This is a genomic window from Wolbachia endosymbiont (group B) of Melanostoma mellinum (assembly GCF_947251465.1).
In the GTDB taxonomy this organism is placed as follows: Bacteria; Pseudomonadota; Alphaproteobacteria; order Rickettsiales; family Anaplasmataceae; genus Wolbachia.
The window spans coordinates 427,840-447,318 of the sequence record NZ_OX366366.1 but is presented as its reverse complement, the minus strand read 5'-3'; the positions used below and the strand labels follow the sequence as shown (position 1 = coordinate 447,318).

Below are 19,479 nucleotides of genomic sequence, written 5' to 3'. Positions count from 1 at the left end.
TAGCTTCCGAGTGAAGTCAAATCAATTTTTAAATCTTTTTTACTTATTTTTTCATGAATAGGAAAAGATATTAATATATATATTTATTTTCAAGTTATGTAAAAAGGTTGTTGTTAATCAATTATTCTAGAAATAACATCAGTAGAAAAACCTAACTGAAGTAAATTATTTGTAACTTTCATTTCCTCTACTTTATCAATCTTCTCTTTGTAAATTTGCTTTCTTTGCAAGAAAAATTCTACCCATGTATCCAGCTCATCTCGTGATTCCTGATTGTCAATTTTTCTATATTCTCTTGCCAAACTTAATAATTCATTTTCTCCTTCACCATCTTTGCAATCATTTTCTTTATATTCCTTTATCAAATCTTCAACATCCACTGATAATTCTTTTGCTATTTCCCATAATCTTTCACTTAAAATGGTAACACTACCTTGTTCATAGTGATGTATCTGTGAGGGCCCTATATTAAGCTTTTTCGCTAATTCTTCTTGTGTATATCCTTTTATTATTCTCCACTTTTTTATCTCTTGTCCTCCGTTTTGCTCGTATCTCTCTTTATCAGCATATTCTTCCGTTGATAAGCCTGTTGCTCGATAGATAATGTCATTATCAAACCCTGCCTTAACTAGATTCCTTGCAATTCTTATTCTTGCTGCTTTTATATTACTTTCTTCCTCAGCTCGGATAGATTTGGTTAATGCATAAATTGCTTTGTGTCCTCCTGTTTTTTCTATAAAATTATACATTTCCTCGGTCTTAGCTTTCTCGAAACAACTACTTTCTTTTAGTACTTTTCGCCCAGGAAATAGATTTCTAATAGGAATTGATAACGCTTCTGCTATCACTTTTAGCCTTTCAATTGGAATGCCACATGTTCCTTGCTCATATCTTAGCAGCGTATGATAGTTTATGCCTGTTTTGCCTACTAAATCCTTCAGGGTATATTTTCTCTTTAATCTCCAGCTTCTTGCTCTTTGTGCTATTTGGTACCTTATGGAAACAGTAGTATACTTTGCCATACAGAAATAGATATTATATAGGTTAATACTACCAAATAAAGATATACAAAAACTTTTATGTTTGAATTTTAGTTGAATATTTCTTCAGAATTGTGTATAATTATTAATGCTTTCTAGGTTAATTTATCATGGCTCTTTCTAAGTTTCTCGATCCCAAGAATGATATATCGTTTAAGCGTATCTTTGGTACTGAAAAAAATAAAGATATCCTTATTCACTTTCTTAATGATATTCTTGGCTTCACTGGCAAAAGTACAATAAAGGATATAGAGTTTTTAAGTACTATTCAAGACCCTGATATTGCTTCTAAAAAACAAAGCATTGTTGATGTTCTCTGTAGAGATGAAAATGGGCTGCAAGTGATAGTCGAAATGCAGGTCGCTAAAACCAAAGGCTTTGAAAAACGTGCCCAATATTACGCAGCTAAAGCTTATTCAAGACAAGCTAGTAAGGGTGATCAATACCATGACCTTAAGGAAATTATCTTTATTGCTATAGCAGATTGTATTTTATTTCCTGATAAGTCTGAGTACAAATCAAAGCATACTATTCGCGATGAAAATACTAATGAACATGATTTAAAAGATTTTTACTTCATATTTATTGAGTTGCCTAAATTTCCAAAAACTAAAGAAGATCAGCTTTCAAGTATAGTTGAAAAATGGGTCTACTTCTTTAGATATGCAGACGAAACTAGTGAAGAAGAGCTAGAGAGAATAATAGGAAGTGATTTAATAATTAAAAGAGCATATGAAGAACTAAATAGGTTCAACTGGTCAGAAAAAGAATTTATTGCCTATGAACAAGAGATCAAGCGTATTCGTGATGAACAGGCTGTCCTTGCTCAAAAACTCGATGATGCCACTCAAAAAGGTAGACAAGAAGGTAGACAAGAAGGCATCCAAATCGGCCATCAAAAAGGTAAAATTGAAGGTAAAATCGAAGTAGCCAAAAACTCACTCAAGGCCGGTGTCTCTATAGATGTTATCGCTGAAATCACTGGCCTCTCTTTAGATGAGATCCGAAAATTAAAGGATTAATACGGAAATGTTCAAAAAAGCATATATATCAAGTTAAGGGAAAGTAGCATAAAGAAAAAATGGGATGGAAAAACTACGTTAGATAGTAATTAATAAGGTTAGTGGTTATATAGATTACTCTAGATAAAAATGCTCTAAAAAATAAATGTAACAAATAAAACACCCATTTTAAATTTTGCTATATTAGACAATCTTTCCTTAACTTAACGCAATTGCTTGAACGGATACCTTTTGATTGAATAAGATAATACGATGCTTTAGTAAATAAAAGGTTGTATTAGAGCTGAATTTTACATCAAAAAATATTTTTCATGATACAAAAAAATATTATTGATTTTCATGCAATTAGAGAACTTATCCACAGTTACACTTTTATAAAAGATATAAACCTAAATAAAATTTTTATCCTTGTTTGAGTCAAATAATTTTTGACAATAAAAGCATAGTTGATATCATGCTTTTATAAGTAAGTGGCTTACAGTATTAGAAGCAATTAATTAATCGTGGTGTTGACTGTATGATAGTGGTTTCGCTGTTGTATTGGTTGAAGTAAGTTTTTATATGTTTATTTGTGAGGGTGTTTATGCAAGAAAATGAGTCAAGTTTGCCTTCAGGCTTTCGTGCAGGAAAAGCAGCTGCTGGAGGGGATTGTTTCTTTGATTCATTCAGGCAAGGACTAGAAGAAACAAAGAGTATAGATGTAACTGTCAAAGCATTGCGTGGAATGTGTAAAGATTTTGCATCAAAAGCATTAGGTAATCCATCAGATGAAAGTTACAATTGGTTTCGCAATGCTATTAAAGGAAAACTTGTAGAGCATAATGATCCTGATAGAGGAAGTTTTGAAGATATAGATCAATATGTAAGAGAGATTTGTGAGAGTAAAGTATGGGGTGATTCTGACATTGAAGGTAGGATACTTTGTGGACATTATAGTGTAAAATTATATGTTGCAGAAATGCAGAAAGGTGCAGACAAATATAATTATGTTCTAGTAGATAGTGAAGGAGTTCATGATCGTGGTTTGGATCCTTATGGTTACGATGCTAGTGATACTATACGTTTAGTCAATCAAGGCACTGGTCACTTTGAGCCAGTATTGAGAAAACAAAATTCCAGAGGAAGTGATGAGCCTCTTAATGATCTTAAAAAAGATATTGAAGGTTACCTTGGCGAGTCTTTCCATTTTGCCAATATCTTTGCAGACAGTAAAGGAATTTATTTGGGTTATTCTAATAATCAAAATGGCACTAAAGAAGAACGTTTAAAGTTTGCTGTTCTCACTAATGAAAAAGATTCACAGGATCAACAGATTGTAAGATGCTACACTATTTCTCGTACGGAAAACATTTCTGGCTCAAGATTCAGTGAAGGGGAGAGGGTATTGATGAAAAACGCACTACCCAGCGGCCAATCATTCGCATTTAAAGAGCATAAAATGTTCATAAGAAAAGATGGAGGATTAGTCTGTAAACCGTTTTCTAAAAAACAAGAATTTCCTAAAAATGTGAAAGGTCCATGTAATAGATTTGAGGCATTAAATGTTCCTTTTTCTCCTCCACATACTTCTACACCAATTACCCGAAGAAATATACCTAGAGGACATGATAAGGCTTACGCGTATAAGTTTTTAGAAGATCTGCTTAAAATAGAGATGAGCCCTGATGTGCTAGTAGATATTATAGTTGATAGTAAAGATGATACTAAAATCGCTGTAGTAGGACGTCCAAAGGTATTGGGAAGTTCTACAAAACAAATGCGTCATGTTATACCATATTCTTCGATAAAGAGTGCTATTGAAAGTGCGGTGAAAGTAAAAGAAAAAGGTGGCTACATATTACATGTGAAAAACATGGTAGAACAAGTTATGACTCCACTAATAATAAGCAGAGAAGGTTTGTGTTTGACAGAAGGACAGTATGATCAACTTCGACAAAATAATATTATTTCTTCTGATGAACATAATAAATTTAAACTCACGACTAAAACTAAAAAAGGACAACGCAATAGATATCACTTAATATACGATAAAGAGATTATCGAAACCATTAACAAAGAAAAAATTTTTACAGAAGAAGAAATAAAAGAAGCTCGCACTGGTTTTAATGCAAGACTTAGACAATACATAAGTCATGGAATTGATTATCTAACTGATGGATTAGCTGCAGAAGATATAAACACTGTTACAATAATGTGTGAGGGAGTTGCCAGAATAATATTAACTATGTTTAATCAAGACATACATGCTGCTTTTCCTGAAGAAGGTAATACTCTATCAGAAGAAATTCGTTTATATGAGAGCCAAAACGATGCAAAAGAACCTAAAGCAAAGGTGTTTAGTGTATTGCTACATGACGAAATCACTCAAGAGATAGTCGAAGATTATAATCTTCGTATTAGAATTGTGAATAATGAAGGATATATAGTAAAGAGAACAGCATGTGTGTTGAGTGTTTTAAATTCTTTACTAAAAACTACTTCATATAATATCAATGAAAAAGAAAGTAAGAAATATTTGGATGATTATAATGAAAAGTGTAATTCTACTATTAGAACACATAGTCAAGATTTAGGTAATTATAATGGGAAGATTAATAAAAATAATCTAAATGATGTTCTTTATAATCATGTAGCAAAACATTTGTATGAAGTATTTGATTTTAAACCGTTGGAAAAAAGAGTATTAGCGCCAAGAAGAGAGGCAGGGGATGCTATCAAAGTATATCCTTCTGCTGGTGGTATAAGAGAAGCAGAATATTTACTACAAGAAGGAGATGAATATAGAAGGTTAAAAATAAATGAAGCAAAAGGTTATAATGATAAAGCAATATTTCGTTCAGGAATGGCTAATAAATTAATAGGAAAAATACTATCTAGTAAAATTGTTTCTCATGTTATTATTCATCTAGTGCCATACAGGTACTTGAAGGATGGTTTTATGGAAAGTGCAGTGGAAGAAGGATTAGGAAATGGAATGCAAGAGGTACTAAATTCTTTTATAAATTTAGTACAGCAAGACTATATTAATGCGCCATTTCACGAAAGAATTGGAGAAGTACTAAATGATGATTGGGTAAATCGAACACTTGAAAAATATCAAGAACAAAATCAGTCTTTTTCTGAAGCAAGCAGTATCATTGTAGATGAAAGTCACACTAAAAAACTGCCAGGAGAAGGTGGTATCGATGGAAGTGATATTACAGAACTACCAAAAGAAGGAGTTGTCACTAATATTGAGCAACTCTTAAAAGGAGAAGGCGTTAAGGAACATATACATATAGGAGGTTATATGAAAAAACGTAAAAGTAATTTACAGATGGCATTTGAAGAAGCACACTCAGATTTCTTATGTGATGCAGTGAATAATAATAACCCTGACTTGATTACACAATGGGTGGAAAATAACCTAATGAAAGGTGACGACCAAATAAGAGGTGGTAAAACATCAAGAACTGCTTTTTATGAGGCAGAAAAATCATTAATGAGAGAGTATATTCTTGAAGGTAAATTTGATAATATTGTCACTCTTCTTGATGCAATTCATAATGAAAAGTTCAAAAGTAGGGATAGCTATAAAGAATTAAAAATAAAAGAATGTGAAGTACTGACAGGTGCAATAGTAATGGCACGAGGGTCTTTGGAAAGAGATGACACTATGCACAAGAATCTGAATGATTTGTTAAAAGATAAACAAGAGAAATTAAAAAAAATGGAAGATATAGATCTTGAAAAAGATGGAGTATCTACTAAAATAACAGAAGCCCTTGATATAGTTCGGGTTAATTCTGCAGGTAGTTCTAAGGGTAAGTAGTAAAATTCAATGTTTTGTTAAGGCCTTATAAGTGTGTGGTAGGGAGTACTATACTAATTTCATTTTCCTACCATATCACTAGTAATGGGTTTGTAAATTCTATATAGTTTTGCAGCGGTTTTATGTTGAGTGGTCATATAGTACCATAGTTGATGTTGCTCCAACAAATAACGATCCCTTGACTATAAAAAATCTCAAATTGCTTGCTCTATGACAGATGTATCTTCTTTAAGTCGGCTAGTTTAAGATGGTATGATTGTGTTCCATTCAAAATGTCTTTCTTAACTTTTGGGGTGTCAGATAATTTAAACGTAAGATGCGCTGTATATGTCCAATATTTACTGCAGAACGTAGTTACCTTAGCCAGAAAAAGTTATAGGGAAGTTTGGAATATTTCTATACAAGTGTTAATAAAAAGAATTGCATTCTATACATTTGCAAGTGGAGTAATGTTGATTTATTAATGTGTTTTACTAAGAACTTAAATAAAATAACCATTTCCAGCAACCAAAACCAAGGGCGGTGAGAAGAGTTTGTTTTGGGATGAGTTGGACTACCATGTGTACCGTACGAACTTTTTTATACGGTAATTTTATTATACGCTAAAACTATCCATATTAGCGCATTTCACCCACATCTACATACGAACTATTTTGCCTAACTTTATTGCAAAGATTTCAAACTTCTATTTTTATAACCTTATTTTTAAGCTGCTTGTTCTCACAAAGATACGCCCTTTTTTGAAGGAGTAAACAATTGAATTTTTTATAACACTAACTAGCATGGTACTTTCACTAAAATATGTTTTGAAAAAGTTAGTTGACCTGTAAATAGTTCTCTACTAATATTGGCATGTATTTGTTTATTCTGCTGAAGTGGCTCCGCAGGTTACTGTATAAGCTTCAGCAGTTTCCGTACTCCTTTAAAGTATAATTCATCATGCTCTTATAGTAGTGATATCAAGTATAGGTCTTAACTATTTTAATCTATAGTAAAATTAGCTCAAATTTGCAGTCATAAGCAACTTTTAACCTATCTACATACTCCATTGTTACTCACCATAAAAACTTAACAAAAATATGAGTAGTAAAAAGATTGTGTTGAAATTAGCTTGACCAATATTATATATTGTACATAATATATTCTATATCTAGGCTAGGAGGTAGTATGGTTACAGAGTCAGTAAAATATGTTGTAGAATCTATCAGTGAACAAAAGCTAGGAGAGGAATTAAATACTGAGCCATGGCATTCAAAAATTGAGCGTAATAGCAATGAGGGACCAACTCCTGAAAATGACGTAGCAGATTTAGGTGATTATAGTTTGTTTTTCCAAGGAATAAGTAATCGTTCGGAATGTTATGACCTTGATCAGAGACATGAAACTAGGGAGGCTGTTGACACATGTGTAAAACATACATTGTCGTATCAGAGTAAAACTGATGATATTGATTTATATTGGAAAAATTACCCTATTAGTCCAAGAGACTCTGCTTTAATTAAGCTAGATCTACCACTGACTGAAAGTGAGAGAAGTCTAATTGATGAATTTCGTAAAGAGTTAAAAGATGTAGTAGCAAAAAATGATCAAGGTTATAGGGATAAGCATGAAAATTTTACAAACACTGCTTTAGAGCGTATAGAGTGCATAACAAATAAATATTTGCAAAAAGGGATAAGACTCAATTCAAAATATAACGATGATAAGTATACTATAACAAGTTTAATTTTTAAGGAAATAAGAAATATCCCTGATAGAATACGACAGCATAAGGGATTACCACCTTATGAGAGTTTATCAGACGATAGTGAGACTATAACAAGTTTAGTTTCTAAGGGAATAAGAGATATTCCTGCCTACGAGGGTGTATCAGATGATAAAAATATAGGTATTATACGCAATATCATGAGTAATTTACTATTAAAAGGTGGAAGAGTAAAATGCAGTTCCTTTTATGATGATAAGTTATTGTATGCAACTTATGGGTTCAGTTATGAGATTTTTGCAGAACGTGAAGAAATCGATAACAAGCTAAAAAGTGTAGCAGATGAAGGTATTATAAACAGTAGTGCCCAAGGCAAAGCTTTACACGTAGAAATGGATAATGGATATTTTTATGTAAAATATTCGCAAGATAGCACTGTTGAGGTTGCAAAAGTTATAAATAATCCAAAAGTGAAAGATTTAAGTTTTAGACATCATATATTTCATGTTGGAAAGAGTATAGTAAGAGTTGAAAATGTAGGAGGAAAAAGAAATTATACAGACGTTTTAGAAGGTGGCATTGAAATGTCTTTTACTACTGAAGTAGGAAAGATTAGTATTCATCTACGTTCTAGTGATAAAGACAACAATAAAATTGAAGTAAAGATAAGTGACGATGACAAGAAGAAACTTGATCAATTAAAAGATAAGGAAGAAATAGGAGAAAATTGCTTACTTGGTGGATATTCAGTACATGATGCGATTAAACGAGGATATTTTGAAAAACATGAAACACTACGTCAATCTTCTGAAAAAATTACCTTATCTAATGAAAAGAAAAAAAATAGTTGGTGTGAGATAGTAACAAATTCAAAACAGACAACAAGCCGTACTGTAGGGTAAATGCTAAACTGCTTGATTGTCTAAAGATCTTATATTACTCACCATAAAAACTTAACAAACGACATAAGTAGTAAAAAGATTATGGTTATTGACTTAATGTTACATATCGCATATAATGTATTATGTATCTTAGAGGGGTAAGTATGGGTGAGTCTACTGGGATAGTAAAATCTATCATCAATCTACTAAAACCAAAATCCAAACCAGAGCCATCTGATTTTGAATATGAATCAATTATAGAACATCTATCATCTAAAGAGCATTTATTAAATGAGCTGATGAATGATATGTGGTACTCAGGAGATTTACCATCAGTTAGAAATCATAATGAACTACCTTCTTTAATAGATAGCAAACTTGGACTAAATGAACAAATTTGTGTTTGGTTTGCTCTGGACCACGATCTTACGCCAAGTCAAAAAAATTTAAACAAGAAGTTACTTAGTGCTCTAAAATGTTTAGCTTCTAACTGTGGTTCATTTGATAATACTGAGCCCCTTGAAGAATTCTTACATGATAATAAAAACAATAAAGATTTAAAAGTAATTCTTAACCTCAGAAGAGGAGAATCTCAATCAACAGTATTGCATGCAATTGCAGGAGCAAAGATTGGTGGATTTCGTCGCATAGGAAATCAGGCTATAGATTTACTCTTAGAAGCAGGCGCAGATCCTAACATACAAGATAATAAAGGAAAAACACCATTATGCCTTGCTGCTGCCAAAGGTCATTACGATAATACAAACTCTCTCCTCTCAAAAGGAGCTAACCCTAATATCACAAGTAGAAAGGGTAAAACTCCACAACAAATAGCAACTAATAAACTCTGCTATAATATAGAAGAATTATTTTTAACTGATAAACAGAAAAAGATGAATAAGGAATTGTATGACTTACTTGCACTAGATTCAGACTGCACTAAAAATTTAAAGGAGTTTTTAAGTAAGCATAAAAGAGACTCAGACCTAAAAGTGGTGCTAAATATTCGGCACGGAATGGGTGAGTCAAAAGTGTTCTCATATGTTGAACGTTTTGCTTGGGACAATGAAGATCTTGCTCAAGAGTTAAGAAAAATATTTCTAGAAGCAGGAGCATTAGATTATGATAAAAATATTATTTATCGTCAGCAAAAGAAAGGACAGGTCAGCAAATTACTCGTTAATTTAACCTCAAATCAAAAGGAGAAGTTAAATAAGTTTTCTGATAAGGTGTTTCAAGCTCAAAATATGGCTGAACTTGAAGAGATTGTAAGCGATGCTATAAAGTCTGGTGTACGATTAAACTATTCTCTTTCACAAGATTTCTTTTCAGGTAATGAGTACACTTTTACCGATTATGTGATGAAAAAAATCAGTGAATTAGAAAAGAATCCTAAAGTTGCTAGTAATATAATATGTCAATTAGTATCAAAAGGGGCAGTGTTTGGTAATACAGTTGATGCTAACACACTGACATCAGAATTTAAAGAGCATAAAACTAACCTAAAAAAAGCTTATAGAGATTATATTAGCAATTCTCATAAGTTTATTGAAATCGCAAAAAGTGCAACCAATAGCGAGCTAAAAGATGCAAGAGTAGACAACTCCGTTTTTTACTTAGAATATTCTAAAGATAGTAAAATAGACATTATAAAGATAACAGATGGGGCAAGGGATTTAGGTCTAACAGATGGAGATGTAAAGTGTGGAAGAAATATAGTAAAGATCGGTAATAGTGAAGTAGAAATTAAAATTGAAGATGGCATAAGGAATTACACAGATCTTACAGAAGGCAGCGATATAGTATTAACTTTCTATACCAGTTTGGGAAATGTAGACGTTAGGCTGTATCCTGACGTACAGAATAAAAGCAAAATTATAGTAGAAGTGAGTAATAGAGAAGAAATATTAGAAAAATTCAAAGGTCGCGAAGAAGAGTTAGGCAATGATTGCGAGCTTGGTAATTACTGGGTCTACGATGCTATTGAACAGGGATATTTTGAAAGATCTGGTGGATTAATGCGTCCTGAAGTAATAAGCGAGTCTAACAACAAAAAGGTTTCATGGGCAGAACGTGAAGAATTAAGAAGGGTTTCTAATTCGAGGGAAGAAATTGCTAGGTAGAAGGTATTAAATATTAACTAAGATAATTAGCAATCTAAGAAACGAATTATCTTAAGCTCTACACAAATCACTCGCTCTTTTTTACAATTAATTTGGTTTATAGAACTACTCGTAGTAATCAAAATAAGATTTTTTCTTATAGTCAAGTTATAGTAAAATGAAATGCGATAAAGTTGCATTATTCTTTCTACAGCTAAATTTTTGCCTTAGCGTATTTATTATACAGGTAGTACAAAGCCATCGTTACACTTATATATCGTCAATAATCTATTAACAATTCCTATAGTATAATTAATTTTGAAGGCTTTAGTAAGGGGGAAGTATGACAGAAGCAAATCCAATAGTTACATTAAAGGCTAAAATTAAAGAATTTGGTTTTAATAAATTAAGAGCTAAAGATAATAAAAGCGCAAATTCTGGTGAGCAAGCATATAAAGACATTAATAGAATGGATTTCATCATTAACGGAGAGAATATAGATAGGGATTTTGTTGACCGATTATATAAAAAACATATTAGCTTGGTTAAAAATAATAAAGATGGAGAAAAGAATTATCGTTCATTTGCAAAAGAGGTTTTTAAGGAGATGTTTCAACATTCTAGAGCAGAAGCTCCAAATGATCATATTCTAGAAGAGTTAGCTACTAATTGCAATCAAGCAGGATATGAACATATATATGGACCATTTATGATGGAACTTTACGAGAAACATAAATTATTTATGAATGTCAATAGTGGTGTTGATAGAAAAGTGTACATTGACTGCAAAAATCCAAATTCTGTAAAAGTTGAGTGTAAAATCCCCAAAGCACCTGTAAAGCTTCTAGATTTTCCTGAGAAAAAAATATGTGATATATTATTTTCAATGGAATTTACACTTGAATCTCAGAATGGTAAAGAGGGTCTAATATATAGAGACGGTAAGTTATTACTTGATGTTCCTGAGGAGTTAAAAAACTATCAAGATGGCGATAAGAGTTTATTTGATATTATAAGAGAATATTTCGAAAAATTTTGCAAAATATTAGGATTTACGTTTGCAACAAAAATAGAGCACAACTTAGGAAATGAATTGAAAGTAGACAGTCATGGCTATCTGGAAAATGTGGAACCTCCTGTCCGGAGCAATAATCATGCTCATGGTTAAAAAAGTATGCTCTATAAGCTCAATGAGGGGGATGTTCAAAAAAGTGTGTCAAACCGAATTTTTAATTCAACTCAATCTTTAATCTACTAGGGAAAAAAATATCGAGTTGAGATATAGATAATGCCCAATCATGTACAGGCATCGTCCATTTCTCCTCCACCTTTCTTATAGCACAATATACCAGCTTGTACAACCCCAACTATGGATTAAATAAAGAGATAAAAGTGCAGCTAAGAAGAGGAAAACAGGGTAAGCTCGAGTATTTTAGCAATAATTAAGAGGTTACCCATGAAGAAAGATATTTTACTGTTGCGTCGAGGATTTTTGTCGCACAGTCGATGATAATTTTGCTAATATGCTCCTATCAAAAGGCAGAAAACCCACTAGAATACCAGACTTCGGAAATTCTCACCATAATTCTATTATATCATCAATCCCCTTGCAAAAATTTCAAAGCTTTTTACCTACTTTATCTGCCGCTTTATAAATCTGAATTTTCTAAGTTGCCAACATATGACCGATTTATCGCTCTTAAATCACGAGTTTTATGGTATTTAGCATTACTTTTGCAATGGTTCTGTAAACAAGCAAAAATGACCGGTATTTCCTACATAGACACTTCTACAATCGCTGTTTGCCACAAAAAAAGGATCTCCAAGAACAAAGTTTTTGATGGTTTGGCAGAAATTGGTAAGAGCACGTATGGTTGGTTTTTTGGCTTTAAATTGCACTTGGTGATTAACGAAATTGGAATCACTTACTCTAACTAAAGGTAACGTTGATGACAGAAAACCTTTGCCAATTCTTACTAAAAGACTGACCGGACTTTTGTTCGGAGATAAGGGCTATATAAAGAAAGAGCTCTTTGAGAAACTCTTCGATAGAGGCCTAAAACTCGTCACTAAAGTAAAAAAAGGCATGAAAAACGTACTCATTTCACTTAAAGAGAAGATTTTACTAAGGAAAAGATCGATTATTGAGACTGTTTTCGACTCCTTGAAAAACAAATTTGAGATTGAGCACACAAGACACAGATCGCCAACAAATTTCCTAATTCATGTTTTTTCTGTTCTGATTTCCTATTCCATGCAGTCGAAAAAGCCCTCTATTTCTATGCCTTTCTTTGCTGGCTAATCCATAGTTGGGGTGTACAAGGCATTTATGCTGGTAAATGAGCCTTTGGTCTTGGTGAATTTTCTAATTTGCCTGTGTAGTCCCTCTATCGGATTAGTGGTGTAAATTACTCTCCTCATTGGATCAGAATACTTGAAATAACTAGACAAATTTTCCCAATTATTCTGCCAAGATTTCACAACTAATGGATACTTTTCGCCCCATTTTTCCTCCAGCTCAAGCAAATAATTTTCTGCAATTTCTTTACTTGTAGCGCGGTATATTTTTTTCAAATCATTCATGAAAACTTTTGCTTGATACGTATTTCAGAGAGTTCCGTATTTGATGCACTACACATAGCTGTACTTCCACATTAGGAAATACGCTATTTATAGCTGCAGGAAAGCTTTTTAACACAAGCTATCAAAATGTCTTCTATTCCTCTCTCTTTCAAGTCATTTAATACGCCTAACCAGAAGCTAGCTCCCTCGCTTTCTGCTAAGTAAAAACCCAGTACTTCTTTTCTGCCATTTTGCTAATATATTATACATGCACTTGCTTACACAGCGTCCGTCCTTTTTTACTTTAAAGAACATTCCATCCATAAAAACTATCGGATAAACTGCCTGTAAAGGACGACTGCGCCATTCGTTAATCACTGGCAATAATTTATCAGTAATACTGGATATTTCAGCAACCGATATCTTGTTGTCATAAATTTCTTCGACGTGTGACATTATGTCTCTATATCTCATACCGCTGGCAAACATGCTCAAAATCTTTGTTTCAAGTTCTGTTGTTTGCCTTTTTTTCACTATCTGTGGTTCAAAACTTCCCTCTCTGTCTCTTGGTGTCAATAGTTCAAATGAACCTGCACTTGTTTTCAAAGTTTTTCCATTCCTTCCGTTTCTACGATTGTTTTCTTCGCTTTCAGTAGATAAATGATGTTCTATTTCACCCTCCAAGCTTGCTTCAAGTAGCCTTTTTACAAATGGCGTTAATGCACCATCTTTTCCCATTAATGGTCTTGTATCTTGTAAAAAGCATCTAATGTTTTAAGCTTAAGCATTAGATGGAGAAGAGAAGAACTCTGTCAGTGGTCTTAGATATAAAATCTGTAAGGTAGATAAGAGTTCTCTTCTCAAGAGTACAGGCTGGACGGTATCGTAGAAAAACCTAAATGGTTCTAATTCTGTATTCACAAGACTAGCCTTACTTTTCATTTTTAATGGTAACGCATGGGGTTATATATGATCAACAACTTTTTAGGTATAGATGTATCGAAAGATCGCTTTGATGTTTTTCTCTCGTTCATAAGCAAAAAAGGAGTATCCGTTCAGAGGTGTGGTTTAAGAAACAACAGCTAGCAGGTTTTGAAAAGGGTTTAATTCCTTTTGTTTCCAAGTCAGATACAACGAAATTATCCGCTCAAGAAATCTATTCCCTCGCTCTGACTGTGCAAAATATGAATTCTTACGATAGACAACATAATGCCGTATCTGTCGCTCAACATGGTTATTCGTTAATGGAATATTCTCTGGGTCATCCAAAAATGTCCACATCATTGACTCGGATTTTATAATACCCTTTACCGTTCGTGAAGCTCCTTTTGCTTCAAGTATATAAGATATTTTTATCATGCAGTACTGTATGTATCTTCGTAATTCTTTAGCTTGCTTAGTGAACTTTGAAATACTAATTTCATTTTCTGACAAAGCGTTTTTTAATACAAACAATCCATTAGCTGCGTCTTTTAAACAATGGCCAAGTCTCATTACTTCACTATTCCAACTATGAGATAACCTCTCGAAATTTCTCAATAAGTGAGCCCAACAAATTTGTCGTTTTTCATCACTGAAGTGGTTGTAAACTGCATATCTGTCAGTAATTACCAGGTTTTTGTAATCACAAAATGCACTATTCTTTAAAAATTTCATTCCTCTTGTATCTGCTAACTTCATAAGACTTGCTTTATTGTTGGCAAACATCCAGCACCATCCCAATTTGCCTTTGTTGTAGTGACTGGTTTCATCAATATGCAAAATTTCGCTTGCTTTTATTTCTTCCTCTATTTGTTCATAGGCTTCTTTACATTTTGACGAAACCCTTGCTTCACTATTGGACACACTACCAACACTTATACTCATGTTAAAGATGTCTTTCATAATATTCGCTATTTCTCGCTTTGAATTCTTATAAAACCCACTTAGTGATGCAACTACTGACTTAACTCTAGGACCAAAGGTATCCGGTGTAACTCCTTCTGGTAATTTGCTACTCCTTCTTTTTCCGCATTTACGACAGCGACCATGTTCTAATTGATACTCAACTACGTAAGGCTTAATTTCTGGTAAATCAACTTTTTGATAGACATATGGTTTTTCCGATATTGCGATTTCTTCACCACACTCGCATCTATTTGGTAACTCTACCTTCACCACCTCATCTGCTTCCATTTTAGCTCGGCAATTCCCCTTATGTCCAACTTGACCACCTATCTTCCTGCCGCCCTCTGACTTATCTTCTGGTGTGTCTTTTTTTATTTTGTACAGCTCTTTTGAACTTGGTAAAGATGAATTCCTTGAGTTTAAGCCGAGTCTCTCTCTTAGTTCAGCATTCTCTATTTCTAAGATTTTATTTTTTTCTTCAAGCTTTGCTACTTTCTGCTCTAAGTTTTTACATAACTCTACAATACTGATCAACAATTGAAGCATCTAGCCTTACTTTACTATCAACATTTTGTGTTATTACTACTTTAATATATTATGTCAATTGTTTTTTATCCTTGCCACACCTCTGAACGGATACAAAAAGGAAGATGTGAAACTAGAAAAAGGAGTTTTAAAAACGAGGATTCTGGGTTTCAAGGTTTACTTAGCTTTCTACAAAAACATAATGTAGAAGAAGTAAAAGCCTGCATGGAGGCTACTGGTTGTTATAGCGAAGCTTTGGCTGAGTTTCTGCACAACGCTGGACATTCTGTTAGTGTTGTAAATCCTTATTGCATAAAATCTTATGCAAGGAGTAAGCTGATACGACAAAAGAATGATCAGACCGATGCAGAAGTTATTGCTGATTATTGCCAAAGACAGGAACCTTCTAGTTGGACACCACCTTCTCCTGAAATGAAAAAATTAAAACATCTTTATCGTTGCTCAGTTGCGTTAAAAGATGAGTTAACATTAGTAAATAACCACTTAGAAAAAAAAGAGAGACTGCTTAAAGAAGTTGCAAGTGCTTGGGAAGACCTTGCAATGAATATAGCTCAAAAAATAGAAACAATAAAAAACTCCGTACGTGAACTATTAAATCAACATAAAGAATTGTTGGAAAATTTTCAACTTCTATTGACTATTCCAGGAATAGGAGAAGAATCAGCAATAGCTATTTTAGCTGAAGTTCCTGACATAGAGGTTTTTAGAGATGCCAGGCAATTGGCAGCATATACAGGAGTTATACCACGAAATATGACGTCAGGTTCCTCTGTATATGCCAAACCCAGATTAAGTAAATCCGGTTCACAAACATTACGTAAAGCACTTTTCTTTCCTGCTATAGTAGCTAAGAATCACAATCCTATCATTATTAGTTTTTGCCAGAGATTAAAGGAAAAGGGTAAGCATAATATGGCTATCGTTGGTGCTGCAATGCGTAAGCTACTCCATATCATTTTCGGTGTTCTAAAATCCAAAAGTGCTTTTAATCCTGACCATATCAAGAATTACAGGGCAAAGCGGTTGGAGGAGAATTTAGTACTTTAAAATCAAAAAATGCGTACTTTCTATCTTATGTAAAATAGCATTTTACACAAATTTATTTAATGTAGTTGGTTAGTGTATATGTTGATAGAAAGTATTTTTTGATTTCGTAATACAGCTTAAGATTCAATTTCTATAATTTTCTTGTTGACTGACAAGACGGTATCTACCTTCTCGTATAGATGACAGAATATTTGACTCTAGTTCTTGATAGTCTACTAATCCAACATATTTATTTGCCATTTTTTCACTCATGTGTAAAACCTCCGTTTTATATTAATTGTAATATTTTACTTTTCGGTTTGACACACTTTATTTAACACTCCCAACCTTTCTGGCGAATTTTCTCTATGTTCTGTTGTACAATAGGAAATAAAGATATATTTTCTAATGAAGAACTTACATGATATATGGAATCTACTTCCTCAGGCCTTTTAAAATATCCCTGCTTAATAGCGTCGTAGACAGAAGAACCACCAAGCAAGCAGTTCTCACCTAACTCTTCTTTATAATTTTTAAACTTTTCCAATATTTCCTCCTTGTTACTCACTTCTACTATAATTTTTCCTTCATCTTGCACATCAGAATACAATCTAGCATCTACTTTTCCCAAATCAGTATGAAAAGTCAGTACTATATTACCTATAAGGTCAGTATAATTTCTTACCCCACCTTCCGTTAAAATTTCTGTCTCGCTTTCACCGATTGCTATCACGTCTCTTCGAAATTCTGTGCTTTCATCTGTTCCATTTATGATTTTTGCAACCTCGACTATACTATTCTTTGAGTATTTCAAGTAGAAAGTGAAGTTGTCCATTTTTGCCTCTTTTACCTTACCAGTAGTTGCGTTTTTTGCAGCTTCCAAAAACCTTAGAGAGTAATGTATATAGCTTTTACGTGCTTCTTTAAGATTAGCTTTGTGGTCTTTAAACTTCTCTAGTTTATCAATTACAATTATACTACTTAAAGTTTCAAATACTGCACCTCTTTTTACCAAATTACATACTATGCGACTAGCAACTTCTATGTCCCTTTCAACTTGAAAAATCTTTAATTCACTAATTCTTCTTATTACATAATCTGTAAAATTATACTTACTCTCATAAGTATTTTCATATATATTTCCCTCACAAGTAAGATTGAACCTTACCCTAAATTTTATAGCTTCATTTACAACCTGTTCTAGCTGATTTATGTCTTGAACTTCATCTAATTTACAAAAATATTTATCTGGATCTTGCTCATCTAGTAGAAAATCCTCTCCCCATAGATTTACACTTTTGCACAAAGGCTTTTTTCCATTATAGTCAACTTGTGTTTTTTTACGAAAAGTTTCATAAATAACATCATCAGTTAAAAAGTACTCTTTAATATTAAGGTTGGGATTGTTAACTGCAAATTCTATTGGGGTTTTACCTTTTTTATCCTTTATATCAAGATTAGCTCCTTTCCTTAGAAGCAATTTGATAATTGTATCACAATGACCAGAACGAGTAGCATAATGTAAAGGTGTTCTTCCTGTGTCGTCCTTTTCATTAGGATCAGCACCTGAATTCAACAGTAAATCTATGAATTCTCCCGCATTGCTACATTCCATACTTGATAGAATATGCAGTATTGTCAGTTTAGATTCTCCTCTTTTAAGGTTGAGGATGGTTTTTAGATCTTGATTACTTTTATGATCCAGTAAAAATTTTTTAATTTTTTCAACATCGTTCTTATAATCCTTATAAGTAACATGTGGAAAGTCTTTAAAAGTACTTAAGAATTTTTTATTCAACTCCTTCTGACTCTCTGTTAAGTTGGACATGTCAACAAGCCACGTAGATATCAACTTACCAAATGCACCTCTTTCAGCAATATCAGTTAAAGAACAGTCATTGCGAAGTACCAGTGAGTATTTAATCAATTCATATTCATCATCCTCTTGTTGCTGTGTTTCTTCTGCTTTCTTAGAGTGCTTAAAATCATTTTTTATTAATTCAATCAAGAGCTTTAATGTGTTAAAACTTTTATGTCCCAATAAAGGATCTGCTTTGTTTTCAAGTAGAATTCTTGCTATTTCTGAATAGCCATTTCTAATAGCCCAGCATAACGGAGTACGCCCGTATTTATCCGCTATGTCAACAGCAGCTTCCTTTTCTATGATAGCTTTTACTATTTCCACTTGGCAATTTTCAGCAGAAACAGCATGATGTAATGCAGTACTCTCAGCCTGACTTACTGCATCAACATTAGCTCCCGTGTCTAATAGGAGTTCTACTATCTCTTTATTTGCATTGTGAGCAGCACAATGCAAAGGAGTACACCCATTTTGATCTGCTGTATTAACATTAGCCCCGTTTGCTATGAGAACTTTTATTATCTCTGTATAACCAAAGCGAACAGCAGCGTGTAAAGGAGTTATCTTAACTTTATCTACTGCATCAACATTAGCCCCCGTGTCTAATAGGAGTTCTACTATCTCTTTATGTCCATTGTGAGCAGCACAATGCAAAGGAGTACACCCATCTTGATCTGCTGCATTAACATTAGCCCCGTTTGCTATGAGAATCTCTACCACTCCTATACTACCACTTGCAGCAGCAAAGTGTAAAGGATTCCATCCATCTTGATCTGCTGTATTAACATTACCCCCTTTTTTTATTAAAAGCTCTGCTATCTTTACAAGATCATTTCTAGCAGCTATATGTAACAATGTACTTTGATCATCGAATGTATAATTTATGTTAAATCCATTATCTTGCCACTTTTTATACGTGTCTGGATCTTCTTTTTCCAATTCCTCTTTTACCCTTTCGATTATATTGTTCTCATTTAAGTCACTTATTGTCCTTAATATTTTTAACAACCGTTCATATTCCATAATTCTACCTCAA

At 33.1% G+C, this 19,479-nt stretch carries 10 protein-coding genes and 4 pseudogenes; 8 read left to right on the top strand and 6 right to left on the bottom strand.

The annotated features are described in order from the left end of the window. Positions 1-113 precede the first annotated feature (113 nt). Complete coding sequence (gene wmk, locus OPR42_RS01910) at positions 114-1,022, bottom strand: WO male-killing family protein Wmk (RefSeq protein WP_265041412.1); 909 nt, start codon at positions 1,020-1,022, stop codon at positions 114-116. A 128-nt stretch (positions 1,023-1,150) separates the two neighbouring features. Here wmk and OPR42_RS01905 point away from each other — a divergent pair, with 128 nt between their 5' ends. The 6 genes from OPR42_RS01905 to OPR42_RS01880 all read left to right on the top strand — a co-directional run bounded on the left by OPR42_RS01905 (position 1,151) and on the right by OPR42_RS01880 (position 11,729). Continuing rightward, positions 1,151-2,062: an Rpn family recombination-promoting nuclease/putative transposase gene (locus OPR42_RS01905; RefSeq protein WP_265041651.1), complete on the top strand. Its 912-nt coding sequence runs from the start codon at positions 1,151-1,153 to the stop codon at positions 2,060-2,062. 583 nt (positions 2,063-2,645) lie between these two features. After that, positions 2,646-5,873 (top strand): OTU domain-containing protein, encoded by a 3,228-nt coding sequence (locus OPR42_RS01900; protein ID WP_265041649.1) that lies wholly within the window; start codon positions 2,646-2,648, stop codon positions 5,871-5,873. A gap of 272 nt (positions 5,874-6,145) precedes the next feature. Next, positions 6,146-6,337, top strand: a complete 192-nt coding sequence (locus OPR42_RS01895; protein ID WP_264375775.1) for a hypothetical protein — start codon at positions 6,146-6,148, stop codon at positions 6,335-6,337. A gap of 703 nt (positions 6,338-7,040) precedes the next feature. Further along, positions 7,041-8,480 carry a hypothetical protein gene (locus OPR42_RS01890; RefSeq protein WP_264375774.1) on the top strand — a complete coding sequence of 480 codons (1,440 nt, stop codon included), beginning with the start codon at positions 7,041-7,043 and terminating at the stop codon, positions 8,478-8,480. A gap of 143 nt (positions 8,481-8,623) precedes the next feature. Then, positions 8,624-10,582, top strand: a complete 1,959-nt coding sequence (locus OPR42_RS01885) for an ankyrin repeat domain-containing protein (protein ID WP_265041547.1) — start codon at positions 8,624-8,626, stop codon at positions 10,580-10,582. 322 nt (positions 10,583-10,904) lie between these two features. Beyond that, positions 10,905-11,729, top strand: a complete 825-nt coding sequence (locus OPR42_RS01880; protein ID WP_264375772.1) for a hypothetical protein — start codon at positions 10,905-10,907, stop codon at positions 11,727-11,729. Between the two features lie 61 nt (positions 11,730-11,790). On the opposite strand, the pseudogene OPR42_RS01875 reads toward OPR42_RS01880, so the two are convergent. Then, a pseudogene (locus tag OPR42_RS01875) lies at positions 11,791-11,922 on the bottom strand (IS256 family transposase); the annotation flags it as partial. A gap of 105 nt (positions 11,923-12,027) precedes the next feature. On the opposite strand from OPR42_RS01875, the pseudogene OPR42_RS01870 reads away from it, so the two are divergent. Further along, positions 12,028-12,863 (top strand): annotated as a pseudogene (locus OPR42_RS01870) (IS982 family transposase). 14 nt (positions 12,864-12,877) lie between these two features. Here OPR42_RS01870 and OPR42_RS01865 read toward each other — a convergent pair. Together OPR42_RS01865 and tnpC are read right to left on the bottom strand one after the other, a co-directional pair. After that, a pseudogene (locus OPR42_RS01865) lies at positions 12,878-13,873 on the bottom strand (IS256 family transposase); the annotation flags it as partial. 318 nt (positions 13,874-14,191) lie between these two features. Further along, complete coding sequence (gene tnpC / locus OPR42_RS01860; RefSeq protein WP_264330462.1) at positions 14,192-15,544, bottom strand: IS66 family transposase; 1,353 nt, start codon at positions 15,542-15,544, stop codon at positions 14,192-14,194. 105 nt (positions 15,545-15,649) lie between these two features. Between tnpC and OPR42_RS01855 the strand changes: the two are divergent. Next, a pseudogene (locus tag OPR42_RS01855) lies at positions 15,650-16,603 on the top strand (IS110 family RNA-guided transposase); the annotation flags it as partial. 123 nt (positions 16,604-16,726) lie between these two features. Here OPR42_RS01855 and OPR42_RS01850 read toward each other — a convergent pair. Continuing rightward, positions 16,727-16,855, bottom strand: a complete 129-nt coding sequence (locus OPR42_RS01850) for a hypothetical protein (RefSeq protein ID WP_264376120.1) — start codon at positions 16,853-16,855, stop codon at positions 16,727-16,729. A gap of 61 nt (positions 16,856-16,916) precedes the next feature. Then, positions 16,917-19,466, bottom strand: a complete 2,550-nt coding sequence (locus tag OPR42_RS01845) for an ankyrin repeat domain-containing protein (protein ID WP_265041647.1) — start codon at positions 19,464-19,466, stop codon at positions 16,917-16,919. Positions 19,467-19,479 lie beyond the last annotated feature (13 nt).